At 70.5% G+C, this 20,219-nt stretch carries 14 protein-coding genes and 1 pseudogene; 10 read left to right on the plus strand and 5 right to left on the minus strand.

Going from position 1 to position 20,219, the window contains the following annotated elements:
• Window positions 1-56: 56 nt before the first annotated feature.
• Complete coding sequence (locus V1318_RS18095; RefSeq protein ID WP_332941137.1) at window positions 57-851, plus strand: SprT family zinc-dependent metalloprotease; 795 nt, start codon at window positions 57-59, stop codon at window positions 849-851.
• Between the two features lie 215 nt (window positions 852-1,066).
• On the opposite strand, the gene V1318_RS18100 is transcribed toward V1318_RS18095, so the two are convergent.
• Entirely contained in the window at window positions 1,067-1,975 is a 909-nt protein-coding gene (locus V1318_RS18100) for an alpha/beta hydrolase (protein WP_332941138.1), read from the minus strand.
• Entirely contained in the window at window positions 1,972-2,997 is a 1,026-nt protein-coding gene (gene hemH, locus V1318_RS18105) for a ferrochelatase (protein WP_332941139.1), read from the minus strand. The genes V1318_RS18100 and hemH overlap by 4 nt, the downstream gene beginning before the upstream one ends.
• Window positions 2,998-3,174: 177 nt before the next feature.
• On the opposite strand from hemH, the pseudogene V1318_RS18110 reads away from it, so the two are divergent.
• The 5 genes and pseudogenes from V1318_RS18110 to V1318_RS18130 all read left to right on the plus strand — a co-directional run.
• Window positions 3,175-3,870: pseudogene (locus V1318_RS18110) on the plus strand (lipid-binding SYLF domain-containing protein); the annotation flags it as partial.
• 246 nt (window positions 3,871-4,116) lie between these two features.
• Window positions 4,117-4,341, plus strand: a complete 225-nt coding sequence (gene tatA / locus V1318_RS18115; protein WP_056177630.1) for a Sec-independent protein translocase subunit TatA — start codon at window positions 4,117-4,119, stop codon at window positions 4,339-4,341.
• A gap of 40 nt (window positions 4,342-4,381) precedes the next feature.
• Complete coding sequence (tatB, locus tag V1318_RS18120) at window positions 4,382-4,765, plus strand: Sec-independent protein translocase protein TatB (RefSeq protein WP_332941141.1); 384 nt, start codon at window positions 4,382-4,384, stop codon at window positions 4,763-4,765.
• Window positions 4,752-5,528, plus strand: a complete 777-nt coding sequence (gene tatC, locus V1318_RS18125) for a twin-arginine translocase subunit TatC (RefSeq protein ID WP_332941142.1) — start codon at window positions 4,752-4,754, stop codon at window positions 5,526-5,528. The genes tatB and tatC overlap by 14 nt, the downstream gene beginning before the upstream one ends.
• Before the next feature lie 357 nt (window positions 5,529-5,885).
• Window positions 5,886-7,097 carry an MFS transporter gene (locus V1318_RS18130; protein WP_332941143.1) on the plus strand — a complete coding sequence of 404 codons (1,212 nt, stop codon included), beginning with the start codon at window positions 5,886-5,888 and terminating at the stop codon, window positions 7,095-7,097.
• 70 nt (window positions 7,098-7,167) lie between these two features.
• Here the strand turns inward: V1318_RS18130 and V1318_RS18135 are convergent, their stop codons facing one another.
• The 3 genes from V1318_RS18135 to V1318_RS18145 form a co-directional block, all read right to left on the minus strand.
• On the minus strand, window positions 7,168-8,091 hold the full coding sequence (locus tag V1318_RS18135; RefSeq protein WP_332941144.1) for a hypothetical protein: 924 nt from the start codon (window positions 8,089-8,091) through the stop codon (window positions 7,168-7,170).
• Window positions 8,092-8,157: 66 nt separating this feature from the next.
• Window positions 8,158-8,889 carry a glutamine amidotransferase gene (locus tag V1318_RS18140; RefSeq protein WP_332941145.1) on the minus strand — a complete coding sequence of 244 codons (732 nt, stop codon included), beginning with the start codon at window positions 8,887-8,889 and terminating at the stop codon, window positions 8,158-8,160.
• On the minus strand, window positions 8,886-10,703 hold the full coding sequence (locus V1318_RS18145) for a GspE/PulE family protein (RefSeq protein WP_332941146.1): 1,818 nt from the start codon (window positions 10,701-10,703) through the stop codon (window positions 8,886-8,888). Before V1318_RS18145 ends, V1318_RS18140 begins: the two co-directional genes overlap by 4 nt.
• A gap of 78 nt (window positions 10,704-10,781) precedes the next feature.
• On the opposite strand from V1318_RS18145, the gene glyQ reads away from it, so the two are divergent.
• From glyQ to V1318_RS18165, 4 genes are all read left to right on the plus strand, one after another.
• The gene (gene glyQ, locus V1318_RS18150) at window positions 10,782-11,723 is read left to right on the plus strand and encodes a glycine--tRNA ligase subunit alpha (protein ID WP_332941147.1); all 942 of its coding nucleotides are present in this window, start codon (window positions 10,782-10,784) and stop codon (window positions 11,721-11,723) included.
• Window positions 11,723-13,930 carry a glycine--tRNA ligase subunit beta gene (gene glyS / locus V1318_RS18155; RefSeq protein WP_332941148.1) on the plus strand — a complete coding sequence of 736 codons (2,208 nt, stop codon included), beginning with the start codon at window positions 11,723-11,725 and terminating at the stop codon, window positions 13,928-13,930. Before glyQ ends, glyS begins: the two co-directional genes overlap by 1 nt.
• 279 nt (window positions 13,931-14,209) lie before the next feature.
• Window positions 14,210-16,324, plus strand: a complete 2,115-nt coding sequence (locus V1318_RS18160) for an outer membrane protein assembly factor (protein WP_332941149.1) — start codon at window positions 14,210-14,212, stop codon at window positions 16,322-16,324.
• A gap of 30 nt (window positions 16,325-16,354) precedes the next feature.
• A complete protein-coding gene (locus V1318_RS18165; RefSeq protein ID WP_332941150.1) occupies window positions 16,355-20,218 on the plus strand; it encodes a translocation/assembly module TamB domain-containing protein in 3,864 nt (1,287 codons plus the stop codon).
• The last annotated feature ends 1 nt before the right edge of the window (window position 20,219 follow it).

Consider the following 20,219-nt stretch of genomic DNA (forward strand, 5'->3'; position numbering starts at 1 on the left):
TGCCCCGCAACCGTCATTCCCACGCGCTATCCTCAGCGCATGGCGGAACCGCATCCATGACCAGCCTGCTGCGCCTGCTGACCGGCCAGTCGCGTCCGGTCGCGCGCGGGGTCGAGCGCGAGACGATCACGGTCGTGCTCGACGACGGCCGCAGCGTCGACGTGCTGCGCGTGCGCGATCCGCGCGCGCGCCGGCTCAAGCTCAGCGTCGACGAACGCGGCGCGCGCCTGACCCTGCCGGTGCGGGCCAGCGATCGCGCCGGCGAGCGCTTCGTGCGCGAACACGGCGCCTGGCTGGCCGCGCAACTGGCCAGCACCCGCAGCGAACACGCCGCGCTGCAGCCGCACGTGGATACGCAACTGCCTTTGCGCGGCGAGCTGCGCTCGCTGCGCTGGAGCGTCGGCCGCTACCTGCGCATCGCCGAGGATGCCGACGGGGCCATCGCCATCGTCGCGCCCGAGGCGGTCGCACCGGCCGCGCTGCGGCGCGCGCTGCGCGATTTCTACGAAGCCCAGGCCCGCGCCGACATCGGCCGCTGGCTGCCGAAATACCTGCACGGCCTGCCGCGCGCGCCCGCGCGCATCCGCCTGCGGGTGATGTCCTCGCAATGGGGCTCGCTGTCGCCCGACGGCGCGCTGTCGCTGGACCTGGCCCTGGTGCTGGCGCCGCCGGCCGCGTTCGAGTACGTGCTGGTGCATGAGCTGTGCCACCTGATCCACGCCGACCATTCGCGCGCGTTCTGGCGCGAGGTCGAAGCGCGCTGCCCGTACTGGCGCGATCAGCGTGAGTATTTTCGCGCCGAGGGTCGCCCGCTGAAGGCGGCGCTGAACGCGCTGTGCGGCAAGATCTGACCGCCCCGGCTTTCAGGTAGGAGCGGCGTAAGCCGCGACCGCGCAGCTTCGGCCATGAAGCAGGTCGCGGCTCGCCCCGCACCTACCCCGCGTCGCGAAGCCTCGCTCTCCGTGGGAGCGGCGTAAGCCGCGATCGGAAGCTCGCGTAGCTTCGGTCTGGACCGCGGGCGGCCGAAATCGCGGCTTACGCCGCTCCTACAGGAAGCAGGCGACCCTTACAGCGGCCGGGTCAGAAAATCGCCGATCGCGGCCATGACCGCGTCCGGGTCTTCCATGTGCAGGTGATGGCCGCCGGGCACCGCCGCGCTTTCGCCGTGGCGCAGCAGCGCGATGCGCGCATCGCGCAATTCGGCGTTGAAGTACTGGAACGCGGGCTCGACGTAGATCACCCGGGTCGGGCACTGGATCGACGCGACCACATCGCGGACCTGGGCCTCGGTCATGCGCACCGCGGTGGCCAGGGTCAGGCGCGGATCGCTGCGCCAGACGTAGCCACCGGCCGCGTCGTCGGCGTAGCGGCCCGCCGGCACCGGGGCGATGCCGCGTTCGACCAGCAAACGCGCCACCGGCTCGCTCAGGCCGTTGGCCTGCATGCGCGCGCGCACCGCGGTGGCGATGTCGCCGAACACGCGCAGCTGCTTGCCGGACAGCGCGGCCTGGTCGGCGAAGGCCTCGCGCAGGCGCGCGGCGGTGCGCGTTTCGGTTTCGGACAATCCGCCCAGGGCCTCGATCAGCTGCAGGCGCTCGATGCGCTGCGGCGCCGCGGCGGCCATCAGGCTGGCGGTGGCGCCGCCCATCGAATGACCGAGCAAGGCGAAGCGGTCCCAGCCCAGCGCGTCGGCGACCGCGAAGGCGGCGCGCGCGGCGGCGACCAGGGTGTACTCGGCGGCCGGCGGCAGGTGCGCGCTGACGCCGTGGCCGGGCAGGTCGGGCGCGACCAGATCGAAGCCGGCCAAGTGCGGCGCCAGGGGCGCGAAGCTGGCGGCGTTGTCGAGCCAGCCGTGCAGCGCGAGCAGGCGCGGCGCGCCGTGGACGTTGTTGCGCAGGCCGCCGAGGCGGCCGAACGGCGTGTCGACGGCGAACTCGCGCAGCGCCGCGCCCGTGCGCTGGCCGTCGCCGCTCATGCCCAGGCCTCCAGTTCGCGGCGCGCGATCGCCGCCAGCGCCGCGGCGTGCTCGGGGCTGTCGTTGAGGCAGGGGATGTAGCGCAGCTCGCCGCCGCGGCGGGCGAAATCCTCGGCCAGCATCATCGCCACCTCTTCCAACGTCTCCAGGCAATCCACCGCGAAGCCCGGCGCGACCACGTCGACCCGATGCACACCACGCGCGGCCAGCGCCTCCAGCGTGGCCGCGGTGGCCGGCTCCAGCCAGCGTTCGCGGCCGAAGCGCGATTGGTAGCTCAGGGTCCAGGCGTCGTCGGCCAGGCCCAGCGCCTGCGCGATCGCGCGCGCGCCGGCCTCGCATTGCTGCGGATAGGGATCGCCGTCGTCGGCCAGGCGCTGCGGCAGGCCGTGGAAGGAGAACAGCAGGTGTTCGCCGTCACCGTTGGCCTGGCGGTGGGCGCGGATCGAATTCGCGACCGCCGCGACCCAGCCCGGATCGCGGTGGTAGTCCTCGACCATGCGCGTGGTCGGGCCTTCGCCGCGCGCGATCACGTCGGCCACCGAGGCCGAGGTCGAAGTCGAGTACTGCGGGTACAGCGGCAGCACCAGCAGCCGGCGCACGCCCTCGGCGCGCAGCGTCTGCAGGCTGCGGCGCAGCGAGGGCTCGCCGTAGCGCATCGCGGCGAGCACGCGCGCCTGCGGCAGTTCGCGCTGCAGTGCGCGCGCCAGGCGCCGGGTGTAGACGGCCAGCGGCGAACCGCCGTCCTCGCCGGGCAGCCAGATGCTGGCGTACTTGTGCGCGACACGCGACGAACGCAGCGGCAGGATCGCGAAATGCAGCAAGGGGCACCACAGCCAGCGGGTCAGGCTGACCACGCGGCGGTCGTGCAGGAATTCGGCCAGATAGCGGCGCACCGCGGCCGCGGTCGGGGCCTCGGGCGTGCCCAGGTTGACCAGCAGCACGGCGGTGTCGGGCGCGGCTCCGGAGGCGGAACCGGCGCTCGAATCGGGGGTATTGGGGTCGATGCTGGCGTCGGCGGGCATGCCTATAGGATGACAGCACCGGCGCGGCCGGGCAGCATGCGCGGGTCGCGACACCGCATCGCCACGGTTCCGTGGCGATTCATCGCCGCGTTACTAGCCTGAACCACGGCGCGTCCTCGCGGTCGAACGCGTGCGCCATCCCTCTGCAGTTCCAGTATCCCCCGCCGGAGTCCGTCCATGTCCCGTCCGTCGCGCCTCGCCGTCCTCGTGCTCAGCCTGAGCTTCGCCGCATCCGCCGTCGCCGGCCCCGATGAGGACGCCCGTGCGCGCAACGCGGTGCGTGTGCTCGGCGACATCCAGCAGATCCCGGAGTCGGCGATTCCCGACAAGCTGTTCGACGAGGCGCGCGCGATCGTGGTCGTGCCCGACACGCTCAAGGTCGGCCTGGTGCTGGGCGGCCGCCGCGGCCACGGCCTGGTCTCGGTCAAGAACCCCGACGGCACCTGGTCCAACCCCAGCTTCGTCAAGCTCACCGGCGGCAGCGTCGGCTTCCAGGCCGGCGTGCAGTCCTCCGACATCGTGCTGGTGTTCCGCGGCGAGCGCGGCCTGGATTCCATCGTCAACGGCAAGGTCACCCTGGGCGCCGACGCCGGCGTCGCCGCCGGCCCGGTCGGGCGCAGCGCCGCGGCCGCCACCGACGGCCAGCTCAAGGCCGAGATCTGGTCCTGGTCGCGCGCGCGCGGCCTGTTCGCGGGCGTGGCCCTGGACGGCGCCGTGCTGCAGATCGACGATCAGGCCAACCAGGTCGTGTACGGCAACGGCACCACTCCGCGCATGATCTTCGAAGGCCGCTCGGCGCAGGCGCCGTCGGAAGCGGTGGTCGATTTCCGCGACCGCCTGGAGGAAGCCAGCGCGACCGCGCGCGCCAACCGCCAGGAAGAGCCGCGCCCGGCCACCGGCGCCACCGTCTACCCCTCCACCCCGGCTGCCGCGCCGCAGGCCGCACCCGTCGCTCAGCCGGCCGCGCCCACCGAACCGGTGAACGATCCCAACCAGCCCAAGGTCGAGCCGCTGCCTTAAGCGCCGCGGCGACCTGTTCAGGCCCACCATGCCCGCGGTCACGGGTTCCGTAACAAGGCTTGCGGTATCCTGAGCGTCCCAACTCTGGCGGAATCACACATGGGCGGTTTGAGTCTTTGGCACTGGCTGATCGTGCTGGTGATCGTGGTGCTGGTGTTCGGCACCAAGCGCCTGAAGAACGTGGGCCAGGACCTCGGTGAAGCGGTGAAGGGCTTCAAGAAGGGCGTGCAGGACGAGGACAAGCCGGCCGCGCAGCTCCCCGACGAAACCCGGCGCGACGACGCCAACGCGCAGACGCGCAACGACGAACAAACCCCGCGCTGATACGCCTTAGCGTCCCCCACGACGTTTCCGGCGCGCGGTCATGTTCGACATCGGCTTTTCCGAAATCTTCGTCATCGCGGTCGTGGCCCTGCTGGTGCTCGGCCCCGAACGCCTGCCCAAGGCCGCGCGCTTCGCCGGCCTGTGGGTACGGCGCGCGCGCGCGCAGTGGTATTCGGTGAAATCCGAACTCGAGAACGAGCTGGCCGACGAGGAACTGCGCCGCAGCCTGCGCCAGACCCAGGCCGATCTGCGCGAGGCCCAGGAAAGCCTGCGCAACCAGATCCACGACAGCCGCGACACCGTCCAGCGCGAACTGCGCGAGGCCGAGCGCAGCGTCGAGGCGCTGAACGAGGCGCCGACCGCCGAGCCCACCGCGCTCCCCGCCGCTTCCACCGCACCGGCCCAAGACGATGAGCGACGCTGACCCGCGCGCCGCCAGCTCGGCCGAGGACGAGGCCGGCGCCGAGCCGCGCCTGCTCGATCACCTGATCGAGCTGCGCGCGCGCCTGCTGCGCGCGGTGGTCGGCCTGCTGATCGTGTTCCTGGCGCTGATGCCGTTCGCCTCGGAGATCTTCTCGCTGCTGGCCGGCCCGCTGCTGGGCAAGCTGCCCGAATCGGGCAAGCTGATCGCCGCCGATCCGGCCGGCGGTTTCTTCGTGCCGGTCAAACTGGCCTTCTTCAGCGCGCTGTTCCTGACCGTGCCGTGGCTGCTCTACCAGGCCTGGGCCTTCGTGGCGCCGGGCCTGTACAAGCGCGAGAAGCGCCTGGCCCTGCCCTTGCTGGCCTCGGCGGTGACGCTGTTCTACGCCGGCTGCGCCTTCGCCTACTTCCTGGTGCTGCCGGCGGTGTTCGGCTTCCTGGTCAAGTTCACCCCTTCGGTGGTCGCGATGACCCCCGACATCGGCAAGTACCTGGACTTCGTGCTGGTGATCTTCCTGGCCTTCGGCGCCAGCTTCGAGCTGCCGGTGGCGCTGGTGATCCTGGTCCTGCTCGGCTGGGTCACCCCGCAACAGTTGAAGGAGGGCCGCGGCTACGCCGTGGTCGGCATCTTCATCATCGCCGCCGTGATCACCCCGCCGGACGTGGTCTCGCAATTGATGCTGGCGATCCCGATGTGCGTGCTGTACGAGCTGGGCATCATCGCCGCCGGATGGGTCAAACCGCGCGAGCCGGAAACGGCGGGCTGATCGAGCTCGCGGCGCCGATCATCGCGATCGGCCGCCGTGTCGCCGTGGTAGCGGGTCGCGGCTCACGCCGCTCCTACCCCCAAGCGAAACGCCCCCCTGTAGGAGCGGCGCAAGCCGCGACCGCGCCACCGCACTCGCGTCGAGGCTTCTCTCCCGGCGCAAATCCGGGCGCTGCGGTCGCCCCTCCAGCGCTCCTATCGAATCCGCCAGATTCGGCAAAGCGCCCACGCACCGCGTATTCGCGGCCCCGCGCGCCTGCTCCGCACCCACCGACGAGACGCAGCGATGCATTCGCGCCGCTGACGCGTTTGCTGCAATGCACAATAATGCCCAGTCTCCCCTGTTGCGGATCCCGCCATGCCCGACTCCGGCATCCCGATGTCGCCGACCCTGTCGCGGCGCCAGATCGGCCTGATCCTGTTCGCCCTGGCCATGGGCGGCTTCGCCATCGGCACCAGCGAATTCGTGGTGATGGGCCTGATGCCCGACATCGCGCGCGGCCTGGGGGTGACCGAGCCTCAGGTCGGCCATGTGATCAGCGCCTATGCGCTGGGCGTGGTGGTCGGCGCGCCGCTGCTGGCGATCCTGGGCGCGCGCCTGCGCCGGCGCAGCCTGCTGCTGGCGTTGATGGCCTTCTACGCCCTGGGCAACATCGCCAGCGCGCTGGCGCCGAACTACCCGACCATGCTGCTGTTCCGCTTCATCGCCGGATTGCCGCACGGCGCCTACTTCGGCGTCGCGGCGCTGGTGGCGGCCGCGATCAGCCCGCCCGAACAACGCGGCGTCGCGGTCAGCCGGCCGCTGCTGGGCCTGGCGATCGCGTTGCTGATCGGCAACCCCTTCGCGACCTGGCTGGGCCAGGTGCTGGACTGGCGTTACGCCTTCGGCCTGGTCACCGCGATCGCGGCGCTGACCGTGGCGATGGTCGCGCGCACCCTGCCGCCGGACCCGGCCGAGCCGCGCCAGGACCCGATCCGCGAACTGCGCGACTTCAACCGCGCGCCGGTATGGCTGACCCTGGGCATCGGCGCGATCGGTTTCGCCGGCATGTTCTGCGTGTTCGGCTATCTGGCCCCGACCCTGATCCACGTCACCGGCGTGCCCGAGTCGTGGACGCCGGTGGCGCTGATCGCGTTCGGCATCGGCGGCATCCTCGGCAATCTCGCCGGCGGCTGGCTGTTCGATCGCCTGCAGTTCCGCGCCGCCGCGGCGGTGCTGCTGTGGTCGACCCTGTTGCTGTTGGTATTCCCGATCGCCGCGCACTCGGTGTGGGCGGTGCTGCCCGCGGTGATCGCGGTCGGCACCATGGGCGCGCTGGCGCCGGTGCTGCAGGCGCATCTGATGGACGTGGCGGCCGAGGCGCAGACCCTGGCCGCGGCCTCCAACCATTCGGCCTTCAACGCCGCCAACGCGCTCGGCCCCTGGCTGGGCGGCATGGCGATCACCGCCGGCTACGGCTGGACCTCGACCGGCTACATCGGCGCCGCGACCGCGGTGGCGGGATTGCTGATCTATCTGTGGGCGCGGCGCGATCTGCGCCGCGGCGCGGCCCTGCAAGCGGCGGCCTGATCCAGGGCTGCGCCGCTCGCGGCGCGAGCGCCATGCGGTCCGACCGTGGCCAGGCCGGAGGTTGCGGCCGTCAGGCCTCGATGTGGCCGTTTCCGGCCGGCGGCGGCACCGGCGCGTCTTCGTCGCCGAAGGTGTCGCGCCACGCCAGATAGCTGCCGCCGACCAGCACCACCAGCACCGCCGCGCCGAAAGCGGCGTACAGCAGCACCGACAGCAGCGCGCCCAGAATCGGATGGATCAGGCTGCCGATCACGGCCGCCAGCAGGCCGAGCACGCCGACGATCAGCGCGGCCAGCAGCATGGCCGCCGTGAACAGGCCGCCGGCCAGCAGGTTGGCGCCGACGTTGAACACCGATGCGCGCAGGCTGGCCTTGACCGCGTCGACCAGGCCGGCACGGGAAAACAGGATCAGCGGAATGCAAAGCAGCAGCAGGGTGTAGGTGAAATAGTTGAAGACCAGCTGCACCAGCATCATCAGGCCCGGATGGTTGGGCTGCGGCATAACCGGAGTACCGCCGGTCATCACCGTGCGCATCGCGGTCATGTAGTCGGTCCAGTAATCGTCGCCGGCCAGCAACACCACCAACAGGATGCTCGCCGCCGCCAGCACGATCTGGATCACGCCCAGCAGCGCCAGGGGGCCGGCCTTGCGCAGGCGGAACGGCGCGAACAGATCGCGTGCGCGCACCGGGCGGCCGGCCTCGGCTTCGCGGATCACGTGCATCAGGCCGCCGAGCAGGATCGGCAGCACGAACACCAGCATCAGGAACAACGGCGCCATCGCGGTCAGCACCCGCGCCGGATCCGGCGACGCCGTCGCGCCCTCGCGCACGCTCGCGGCAAACGGCAGCACGAACAGCAAGGTGAGGGTGTACAGCGTGGCGATGAACAGCAGCGCCGCACCGAACACGGCGCGCGGATTGCGCGCGCCGATATTGACGGCCTGCATCAGCCATTGAACGCCCTGGCTGAGCGGCACCTTGCGAATCTGCATCATTCCGATCTGTTCCCCGGCCTGTAGGCCTGTAGTTGCCGCGAACCGCGATCTTGCGTCGCCGCCTCAGCGGCCGTGCAAACCGCGCGCGTGGTGGACGAACCGGCGCAGCACGCGGCGCGCGTGCGGCGTGGCGGCGATGTTGCCGGCGATGGTCTTCGGGCAATGCCCTTCGCGCTGCAGCGCGACCTTGCGCGCCTGCACGTAGCCGCGCATGTGGGTGGCGCTGAACTCGGGATGGAACTGCACGCCCCAGGCGCGATCGCCCCAGCGGAAGGCGTGGCAGGCGTCGTGCACGGAGCGCGCCAGCACGGTCGCGCCGTCGGGCGCGCGCAGCACGGTCTGCAGATGGGTGGCCTGGGCGTCGAACCGCGTGGGCAGGCCGGCGAACAGCGGATCCTCGCTGGCCTGCGCATGCAGCTCCAGCGCGATCGTGCCCATCTCGCGGCCCTGCGGGTGATCGCCGACCTCGCCGCCCAGCGCATGCGCGAGCAGCTGGTGGCCGTAGCAGATGCCCAGCAGCGGCATGCCGGCGTGGGCGGCGTCGCGCAGCCAGGCCGCGCTGCGCTCGCTCCACTCGGCGCGGTCGGTGACCATGGCGCCGGAGCCGGTGACGATGGTGCCGGCGAAGCCTTCGCGCGTGCCCGGCAGCGGCTCGCCGGCCTCGACGTTGACCGTGATCGCCTCGTCGCGCTCCAGACCGGCGGCCACGCGGATCCAATGCGGAAAGCCGCGGTGGCGGCGCATCGTGGCGACCGGTTGGCCGGTCTCGAGGATCAAGAAGGGGGCGCTGTTCATTCCTGCGGGGGCAATACCGATACGACTTCGGGAATTGTAGTCAATCCCAGGGCCACCTTTTCGGCCGCGGCCACCCGCAACGAGCGCACGCCCTCGGCGGCGGCGGCGCGATTGAAGTTGGCCAGGTCCATGTCGGGCCGGATCAGCCGGCGCAGGCCGGGGCTGATCGGCAGCAATTCGTACAGACCGACCCGGCCCAGATAGCCGGTGCGGCGGCACTCCAGGCAGCCGACCGGGGCCTGCGCGCCGGCGCCCGAGGGCGCGGCCTGGCCGGCGCCGAGCAGGGTCTGCCACTCGGCCTCGCCGATCGGGCTGGAGCGCTTGCAGTGCGGGCACAGGGTCCGCACCAGGCGCTGCGCGAGCACGCCGTTGAGGGTGGAGGCGACCAGGTAGTGCGGCACGCCCAGGTCGAGCAGGCGGGTGATCGCCGAGGCGGCGTCGTTGGTATGCAGGGTCGACAGCACCAGATGGCCGGTCAGCGCAGCCTGCACCGCCATCTGCGCGGTCTCCAGGTCGCGGATCTCGCCGATCATGATGATGTCCGGGTCCTGGCGCAGCAGGGTGCGCACGCCGCTGGCGAAGTCCAGATCGATCGAGGGCTGGACCTGCATCTGGTTGAACTCGGGCGCGATCATTTCGATCGGGTCCTCGACGCTGCAGACGTTCACGTCCGGCGTCGCCAGCTGCTTGAGCGTGGAATACAAGGTGGTGGTCTTGCCCGAACCGGTGGGGCCGGTCACCAGCACGATGCCGTGCGGGCGTTGCACCAGGTCGTTCCAGCCCGCCGATTCCTGGGCGCTGAAACCGAGCTGGTCGATGGTTTTCAGCGCGGTATCCGGGTCGAACAAACGCGCCACGCACTTCTCGCCGAACGCGGTGGGCATGGTCGACAGGCGCATTTCGACCTCGCGCCCGCCCGGCGAGCGGGTCTTGATGCGGCCGTCCTGCGGGCGCCGGCGCTCGGCCAGGTCCATGCGCCCCAGCACCTTGATCCGGCTGACCACCGCGTTCATCACCGGCGGCGGCATCTCGAACACCTTGTGCATCACCCCGTCGATGCGGAAGCGCACCCGGCCGATGTCGCGGCGCGGCTCCAGGTGGATGTCGGAGGCGCGCTGCTCGTTGGCGTACTGCAGCAGCCAGTCGACGATATGGACGATGTGATGATCGTCGGCGCCGACCTCGCCGACCCGGCCCAGTTCCACCAGCTGCTCGAAGCTGGGCATGCCGGTGTTCTGTTCGCGATTGCCGTCGCGGGCGCCGCGCACCGAGCGCGTGACGCCGAAGAACTCCATGGTGTAGCGGTGCAGGTCCAGCGGATTGACCACCGCCAGCTCGATCTCGCGCCGGGTCAGGTGGCGCACGTCGGGCAGCCAGTCCAGGTCGTTGGGCTCGCTGGTGGCGATCAGCACGCGATCGGCGCTCACCGCCAGCGGCAGGATCCGGTGCCGGCGCGCATAGGCGTGCGAGACCACCGCGGTCGCGGCGGGCACGTCGACGCGGGTCGGGTCGATGCGCAGATAGCGCAGGCCGGTGACCTGGGCCAGCCACTCGCTCAGCCGTTCCAGGCCCAGATCGGTGCCCGGGGTCTGCCCGGAGGCCAGCTTGAGGTTGGCGATCAGCACCAGCGGATGCACGTCGCTGGCGTGGCGGGCGCCGGCGGGCAGCTGCACGCGCTTGACGTCCTCGGCGCCGATCAGACCGTCCTCGGCCAGGGCCGCGGCCACGCGTTCCAGGCTCAGGCGGCCCGGCGGCAGGCGCGAGGCGCCGCGTCCGCCAGCCGACGCGGGGTCCGATCGTTGCCGCTGTTCCACCAGTACCGCTCCTGCCTGCTCAGACACCGTGGGGGCGGCCGCTATACTAGCGCGCCCCGTCCACGACACTCTTTGAACATGTCTGCGAATTCGCGAGCGAACGGGAACGACGCGCCGACCTTCCAGCAGCTGATCCAGCGCTTGAACGCCTTTTGGGCGGATCAGGGCTGCGTGCTGATCCAGCCGCTGGATCTGGAAGTCGGCGCCGGCACCTTCCACCCGGCCACCTTCCTGCGCGCGCTGGGCCCGGAGCCGTGGAACGCCGCCTACGTGCAGCCCTGCCGCCGTCCCACCGACGGCCGCTACGGCGAAAACCCCAACCGTCTGCAGCGCTACTACCAGTACCAGGTGGCGATGAAGCCCAGCCCCGACAACATCGTCGAGCTGTACTTCGATTCGCTCAAGGCGCTGGGCGTGGACCCGCTGGTGCACGACCTGCGCCTGGTCGAGGACAACTGGGAATCGCCGACGCTGGGCGCCTGGGGCCTGGGCTGGGAAGTCTGGCTCAACGGCATGGAAGTGACCCAGTTCACCTATTTCCAGCAGGCCGGCGGCCTGGAATGCCGGCCGGTGCTGGGCGAGATCACCTACGGTCTCGAGCGCCTGTGCATGTACCTGCAGAACGTCGACAACGTGTTCGACCTGGTCTGGACCTACGGCCCCGACGGCACGCCGGTGACCTACCGCGACGTCTACCACCAGAACGAAGTCGAACAAAGCGCCTACAACTTCGAGCATGCCGACGTGGCCGAACTGTTCCATCGCTTCGACGCCTGCGAGCGCGAGGCGCTCAAGCTGATCGAACTGGGCCTGCCGCTGCCGGCCTACGACCAGGTCTGCAAGGCCAGCCATTCCTTCAACCTGCTCGACGCCCGCCGCGCGATCAGCGTGACCGAGCGCCAGCGCTACATCCTGCGCGTGCGCCGCATCGCCCAGGGCGTGGCCGAGGCCTATCACGCGCAGCGCGAGAAGCTCGGCTTCCCCGGCCTGAAGCGCGCCGATGCGCAGGAGGCCGCGTGATGTCCGACGCCACCTCCATGCAGCCGCTGCTGATCGAACTGGGCACCGAGGAACTGCCGGTCAAGGCCCTGCCCGGCCTGGCCCAGGCTTTCTTCGACGGCGTGATCGACGGCCTGGCCAAGCGCGGCATCGCCTTCGAACGCAACGGCGCCAAGCCGCTGTACACGCCGCGCCGCCTGGCCGTGCTGCTGCCCGGCGTCGCCGTGGAGCAGCCGGAACAGAAGTCGGAAGTGCTCGGCCCCTATCTCAACATCGCGCTCGACGCCGACGGCCAGCCGACCAAGGCCCTGCAGGGTTTCGCCGCCAAGGCCGGCATCGACTGGACCCAGCTGGAGAAGACCAGCGACAACAAGGGCGAGCGTTTCGTCCACCGCGCGACCAAGCCCGGCGCGCGCACCCGCGACCTGCTGCAGGGCGTGATCGGCGACGCGCTGGCCGCCATGCCGATCCCCAAGCCGATGCGCTGGGGCGGTCACGACTACGGTTTCGCCCGCCCCGCGCACTGGCTGGTGGTGCTGCTGGGCAAGGACGTGGTCGAGGCCGAAGCGCTGGGCGTGCGCAGCGATCGCATGAGCCGCGGCCACCGCTTCATGCACGACAAGCCGGTGTGGTTCAGCACGCCGTCGGACTACGTCGAGTTCCTGCGCGGCGCCAAGGTGCTGGTGGATCCGGACGAGCGCCGCGAGCGCATCGTGCTGGAGGTGCAGGCCGCGGCCAGCGCCAACGGCGGCAGCGCTCGCATCGACGAGGGCATCCTGGAAGAGGTCAACGGCCTGACCGAGTGGCCCAAGGCCATCGCCTGCAGCTTCGAGGCCGGGTTCCTGGCGGTGCCGCAGGAAGCGCTGATCGCGACCATGGAAGCGAACCAGAAGTTCTTCCCGGTGCTGGATGCGAACGGCAAGCTCAGCGAGCGCTTCGTCGGCATCGCCAACATCGAAAGCCGCGACGAGTCGGAAGTGCGCAAGGGCTATGAGCGGGTGATCCGTCCGCGCTTCGCCGACGCCAAGTTCTTCTTCGTCGAAGACATGAAGCAGGGCCTGGCTTCGATGAACGAGGGCCTGAAGACGGTCAAGTACCAGGACAAGCTGGGCACGGTCGCCGACAAGGTCGCGCGCGTGGCCGCGCTGGCCGAGGCGGTCGCCGAGGCCGCGGGTGTGGACCCCAAGCTGGCGCGCCGCGCCGCGGAACTGTCCAAGGCCGATCTGCAGTCGCGCCTGGTCAACGAGTTCCCGGAACTGCAGGGCATCGCCGGGCGCTATTACGCGGCCGTCGAGAACGAGCCGCTGGAACTGGCCGCCGCGCTGGACGAGGCCTACATGCCGCGCTACGCGGGCGACGCGATCGCGCCGTCCAAACTGGGCCAGGTGCTGGCGATCGCCGAACGCCTGGACACCCTGGCCGGCGGCTTCGCCGCGGGTCTGAAGCCGACCGGCAACAAGGATCCGTTCGCGCTGCGGCGCAATGCGCTGGGTTTGGCACGAACAATTATCGAGTCAGGCCTGGAGATAGATGTGCGCGCGTTGCTAATCGCGGCGCTTGGTGAGGCAACACTGCAAGCCCAAGTACTTAAGGACGAACAGCTGATTGAACTCGTTCACAAGGCACGAGAATTCGCTCTTAATGACTTCGCAATCGATCTCTCCTTAAGTGCCACCGCGCCAAAGATAGATTACGTGGGTAAGCTCGTTTCTCTCTTTCTCGAGACCTATGAGTTTGTTGTTGACCGCCTACGTAGTTACTTCGCGGACCAGAACGTGCCAGTTCAGCAGTTCGAAGCGGTGGCTGCGCTTCGTCTTGGCTCATTAGGAGACTTCGACCGCCGCCTCAAGGCCATCGCCGAATTCGCCAAGCTGCCCGAGGCGCAAGCCCTCGCCGCGGCCAACAAGCGCATCCGCAACATCCTCAAGAAGGTCGAGGGCGAACTGCCGACCGCGATCGATCCGGCGCTGTTCGCCGAGAACGCCGAGCGCGAACTGGCCGTCGCCGTGGACGAGGCCGTCGCCGACACCGATCCGCTGCTCGCGCAGCGCGACTACGTCGCCGTGCTCGGCCGCCTCGCGCGCCTGCGCCCGCAGGTGGACGCCTTCTTCGACGGCGTGATGGTCAACGTCGACGACATGGCCGTGCGCAACAACCGCCTGGCCCTGCTCAAGCGCCTGTCGGACCGGCTGGGCAGCGTCGCGGCGATCGAGCACCTGTCGATCTGAATCGCAACCGCGTTGAGCCACGCGCCGCTCTGCTGCCCCCTTGGAAAAAGGGGGCGGCGGGCGCGTAGCGCACGCGGGGGATTTGCTGTTGCTGTTGCTGTTGCTCTTACGCGTAAAAGCAAATCCCCCTAGCCCCCTTTTCCAAAGGGGGGGAAGCAAATGCAAAGGGTGTGGGCATGCATTCGATGCGCCTGCACATTGCATCACGCGCGCTTAACACGATGCTCGGCCGCCACGCGCGCGCAAGCAATGCCCGTCCTCGTTGGTTATCCTGCCCGCATGCCCCCGTTCCCCCGCCTCGCCCTCGCCGCCGCCCTGACCCTTGGTGCCGCCGGCGTGGCCCAGGCCGCCACCGTGACCTCGGTGGAAATCCGCGGGCTGGACGAGCCCATGACGATCAACGTGCGCACCTCGCTGTCGCTGGTGGACGCGATCGGCAAGGATCTGTCGGGCCGGCGCCTGGGCTATCTGCTGCGCGAGGCCGAGAACGAAACCCGCGAGGCGCTGGAACCGTTCGGCTATTACTCGCCCACCATCAAGGTCGAGGACACCCGCAGCGGCGGCAACGGCGGCGCGCGCGGCGCGGCCGCCGCAACCCAGGCGGCGGCCACGACCGAGGCGGGCGCGGCCGACGCCAGCGCCGGTTCGGGCAGCACCGACTCCACGAGTTCCGATTCCAAGAGTTCCGATTTCAAGAGTTCCGATTCCACGAGCACCGATTCCAAGAGTGCCGACCCCAACAAGTCCGACGGCACCGAGCCCGCCGACACGAGCTCCGCCGTGGACACGCCCAGCGAGGCCCTCAACCGCGCCGAGCGCGCCAACGCCGCCCAGGAACGCGCGGCCGCGGACCCCGCCGATCCCAATGCGCCCGCGCGGCGCTCCAACGCCAAGGTCGCCGTGATCATCACGGTCGACAAGGGCGAACCCGTGCTCGTGCGCCGTTCCGACGTCGCCATCCTCGGCGCCGGCAGCGAGGACCGCTACCTCAAAGAAGACCTGGCCGCGTTCAAGCCGCAGCTGGGCAACGTCTTCGATCACGAGATCTACGAAGCCAGCAAGACCAAGATCACCCGCCGCCTGGCCGAGCGCGGCTACTTCGACGCCGATTTCACCTCGCGCCGGGTCGAGGTCACGCGCGCCGAGCGCGCCGCCGACATCGACCTGGTCTGGAGCAGCGGCGACCGCTACGACATGGGCCCGATCAGCTTCGAGCAGACGCCCAAGCGGATCATCCGCGACAGCCTGCTCGACAAGCTGGTGTACTGGGAACAGGGCAGCTACTACCACCAGGGCAAGCTCGACCGCTTCCGCGAATCGCTGGCGCGGCTGGACTACTTCGCCAGCATCGACATCGAACCGCAGCCGGAGAACGCGGTCGACGGCGAAGTGCCGGTCAAGGTGACCCTGACCCCGGCCAAGCGCAGCATCTACACCGCCGGCGTCAGCTTCGGCACCGACAGCGGCGCCGGCGTGCGCATGGGCGTGGAGCGCCGCTACGTCAACGATCGCGGCCACAAGGCCCTGGCCCAGGTCGACTGGGCCGAGAAGCGCAAGACCGCGACCCTGCAGTACCGCATTCCCGCCTTCACCTGGCTAGACGGCTGGTACACCTTCAGCGCCCAGCTCGCCGACGAGCAGACCGACTACATCGATTCGCGCCGGATCGAGATCGTCGCCAGCCGCAGCGGCCAGATCGACCGCCACTGGACCGCGACCGCGTCCATTCACGCCCTGCGCGAGCGCTGGGCCTATGCGGTCGACGACGACGACGACGACAGCACGCCGGTCGATTACCGCATCGCCACCTTCACCTATCCCTCGCTGCGCGCCGAGTACGTCAACGCCGACGACCGCATCTATCCGCGCAACGCCTTCGGCGCGACCGTGATGCTGCGCGGCGGCGTGGAAGGCGCCGGCTCCGACGCCAGCTTCGCCCAGGCCCACGCCAGCGCGCGCTGGTACCGCGGCCTGGGCGCGCGCAGCCGCCTGATCGCGCGCGGCGAACTCGGCCACACCTTCACCGACGCCCTGATCGACATGCCGCCCAGCCTGCGTTTCTTCGCCGGCGGCGATCGCAGCATCCGCGGTTACGCCTGGCGCGAGGTCGGCCCGCGCATCCCGGGCAGCGACGGCAAGCAGTACGCGCTGGGCGCCAAGAACGTCGCCACCGGCAGCCTCGAGTTCGAGCAGTACTTCAACGACAGTTGGGGCGCGGCGGTGTTCGTCGACAGCGGCAGCGCCTTCGACGGCACGCCCGACTGGCGCACCGGCGTCGGCGTGGGCCTGCGCTGGCGTTCGCCGGTGGGGCCGCTGCGCGTGGACATCGCGCGCGGCCTCAACGATCCGGACTCGGGCTTCCAGCTTTATCTCAACATCGGCGCCGATCTCTGATCCACGCCCCAGGACAGACCGCACACGGACATGAGCGACACGCCCCAGACCGCCGCAGAACTGCTAGCCCAGCGCCGCCAGCGCCGACGCGCGGCCGCGCGCCGCTGGGCCTGGCGCAGCAGCTTCGTGGCGGGCGCGTTGACCCTGCTGATCGCGTTCGCGGCGTATTGGCTGCTGGCCACGGTCGGCGGACGCAACGTGCTGTTGAACCAGATCAAGGCGCGCCTGCCCGCCGACGCGACCTTCAGCTGGCGCGACGCCGACGGCCCCGCCTCCGGTCCGCTGACCCTGCGCGGCGTGCACTTCAACTACGAAGGCATCGACTTCCGCGCCGAGCGCATCTACGTCGATACCGCGATCCGGCCGCTGCTGGGCCGCAAGCTGCGCCTGGACGCGCTACAGGTCGAGGACGCCACGCTCGACATGCCCAAGAGCAAGGAGCCCTTCAAGTTCCCCAGCTGGCCCGAAGTGCTGCCCGACATCGCGCCGCCGCTGGCGCTGCAGGCCGACGACGTGCGCGTGGACCGCATGAAGATCAGCCAGGCCGGCGAGCACATCATCGACATCCGCAAGCTGCGCGGCGGCCTGGATGCGCAGAGCGGGCAGCTCAAGGTCGAGAAGCTGGCCATCGACAGCGACCGCGCACGCATCACCCTGCACGGCGAGTACGTGCCGCGCGACGACTACCGCACCGACTTGGTCGCCACCGCGGTGCTGCCGGCGCGGGCCGGCCGCACGCCGCCGCGCCTGGGCCTGGTCGCGCAAGGCGATCTGTCGCGCATGAACGTGGCCGTGTCGGGCTATGCGCCCGGCCCGCTGCGCGCGACCCTGACCCTGCGCGGCAAGGACGATCCGCGCTGGCAATTGCGCGCCAAGGCTGACGCGCTCGACATTGGAATGCTGCTCTCGCCCGAGGCCGCGCCCAGCGAAACGCCGCTGGCGGCGCAGGTCGACATGCACGGCGTCGGCGGCGCGGCCGAACTCAGCGGCCGCTTCGCCCAAGGCGAGCTGCGCGCCGAGATCCTGCCGTCCAAGCTCCGCCTGGAAGAACAGGTGCTGGACGTGCAGCCGCTGGCGCTGCGCATCTTCGACGGCACCGCGACCTTGCGCGGCCACGCCGATTTCACCGACGCCGACAACGGCCGTTTCAAGTTCGCGGTCAATGCGCGCGGCCTGCGCTGGGGCGGCGCCGCGCCCGCGCCCAGCGCCAAGATGCCGGTGGCGCCGGCGGCCGCGACCACGCCGGCGATCGTCGCCGACGCGGATCTGGGTTTCGCCGGCACCGTGCAGGCCTGGGCGGCGATCGGCAACGCCCGCATCGAGCGCGACAAGCAGGTCGCGACGGTGCGCTTCGACGGCCTCGGCAACGACCAGGGCATGAAGCTCAAGGCCTTGCAGGCGCAGATGCCGACCGGCCGTCTCGACGGCAAGGGCGAGGTGGCCTGGGCGCCGAAGCTGGGCTGGAACTTCGACGCCACCCTGGCCGGTTTCGACCCGGGTTATTTCGCGCCCGACTGGAAGGGCGCGGTCAACGGCAAGCTGGTCACGCGCGGCGACACCCGTGCCGACGGCGGGCTGGAAGTGGCGGTCGATGCCAGCCAGCTCGGCGGCCGCCTGCGCGACCGCCCCTTGCAGGGCAGCGGCCGTTTCCTGATGCACGGCGCGGCGACCGGCAAGAGCGACGACGCCTACGAAGGCCAGGTCGCGCTGTCGCTGGGCGGCAGCCGCATCGACGCCAAGGGCAAGCTCGCCCAGACCCTGGACCTGGACGCCAAGTTCTCGCCGCTGCAGCTCAACGACCTGCTGCCGGACACCGCCGGCAGCCTGCGCGGCACGCTCAAGCTCAGCGGCGCGCGCACCGCGCCCAACATCGACGCCGACCTCAGCGGCAGCGGCTTGAAATACGGCGACTACCGCGCCGAAACCCTGCTCGCCAAGGGCAGGCTGCCCTGGACCGGCCGCGGCGGCGCGATCGAAGTGCGCGCCAGCGGCCTGGACATCGGCCTGCCGATGGACACGGTCGCCATCGACGCGCGCGGCGCGGTGGAAGCGCTGCAACTGCAGGGCAACGCGCGCGGCGAGATCGGCACGCTGGAACTGTCCGGCCATGCCGACAAACGCGGCGCGACCTGGCAGGGCGCCTTGGCGAGCCTGCAGCTGGCGCCGAGCAAGGGCGCCTCCTGGCGCCTGCAGCAGGCCGCGCAATTCCGTTGGGACGGCAGGAACGGCGCGCTCAGCAACGCCTGCCTGGCGTCCAGCGGCGGCGGCTCGCTGTGCGCGAACGCGGATTGGCCGCGGCGCGGACTGGACGTGAAGGGCCAGGGCTTGCCGCTGACCCTGGCCCAGCCCTACCTGCCCGAACGCGCCGACAAGCGGCCGTGGCTGCTGCGCGGCGAGATCGCGATCGACGGCGAGTTGCGTCCGGTCGGCAACGCCTGGCGCGGCCAGGCCACCGTGAGCACGGCCAGCGGCGGCATGAAGTTCAGCGAGCGCTCGCGTCGCGAGCCGGTGCGTTACAGCAACCTCAACCTGCGCGCGAACTTCGACCCGCGCCGCATCGAGGCCGACCTGGACGCGGTGGTCAACGACGACGGCCGCCTCGATGCGCGCATCGCCACCGGTTGGGACGCATACTCGCCGCTGGATGGCGAGATCGCGCTCAACATCGACGAGCTCACCTGGGTCGAGCTGTTCTCGCCCGACATCGTCGAGCCCAAGGGCAAGCTCGACGGCCGCATAGGCCTGGGCGGCACGCGCGACGCGCCACGCCTGAGCGGACAGGCGCGCCTGAGCGAATTCAGCACCGAACTGCCGGCGCTGGCGATCGCGCTGCAGGACGGCGACGTGCGCCTGGACGCGCAGCCCGACGGCAGCGCGCGCATCGTCGGCAGCGTGCGCTCCGGCGAAGGCAGGCTCAACATCGACGGCACGCTGGGCTGGCAGGGCGACGATACCCCGCTGGTGCTGAGCCTGCGCGGCAAGAACGTGCTGATGTCGGACACGCGCGACCTGCGCGCGGTCGCCGATCCCGACCTGACCGTGCGCTACGCCGCCAAGCAGCCGCTGCAGGTGACCGGCGCGGTCGGGATTCCGTCGGCGCGCATCGATCTGGAACGCCTGGACCAGGGCGTGTCGGCGTCGCCGGACGTGGTCGTGCTCGACCCCGTGGATCCCGAGGACACCGGCGACTCGCCGCTGGATCTGGACCTCACCCTCGCGCTCGGCGACGACGTCAAGCTCAACGGCTTCGGCCTGGACGGCAGCCTGGAAGGCCAGATGCGCGTGCGCGCGCGGCCCGGCCGCGAGATGACCGCCAGCGGCCGCCTCGATGTCGACGGTCGCTACCGCGCCTACGGCCAGAAGCTGCAGATCACCCGCGGCCATCTGGCCTGGTCGAACGGCCCGGTGTCCGATCCCATCCTCGACGTGCGCGCCGAGCGCGAAGTCGGCGAAGTCACCGCCGGCGTCGACATCAGCGGCCGCGCCAGCGCGCCGCAGGTCAACGTGTGGTCCAACCCGGCCAGCTCGCAATCCGAAGCGCTGGCCTACCTCGCGCTGGGCCGCCCGCTGTCCAGCGCCAGCGGCGACGAGAGCCGTCAGCTCAACGCCGCCAGCGCCGCGCTGTCGGCCGGCGGCAGCCTGCTGGCCTCGCAGCTGGGCGCCAAGATCGGCCTGGACGACGCCGGCGTGATGGAAAGCCGCGCGCTAGGCGGCTCGGTGCTGGGCGTGGGCAAATACCTCTCGCCGCGCCTGTACGTGGGCTATGGCGTGTCCCTGCTCGGCACCGGCCAGGTGCTGACGCTGAAGTACCTGCTGCGCAAGGGCTTCGATATCGAGATCGAATCCAGCACCATCGAGAATCGCGCGTCGATCAACTGGCGCAAGGAAAAGTGAC

Source organism: Lysobacter sp. CCNWLW3 (genome assembly GCF_036697405.1).
In the GTDB taxonomy this organism is placed as follows: Bacteria; Pseudomonadota; Gammaproteobacteria; order Xanthomonadales; family Xanthomonadaceae; genus Lysobacter.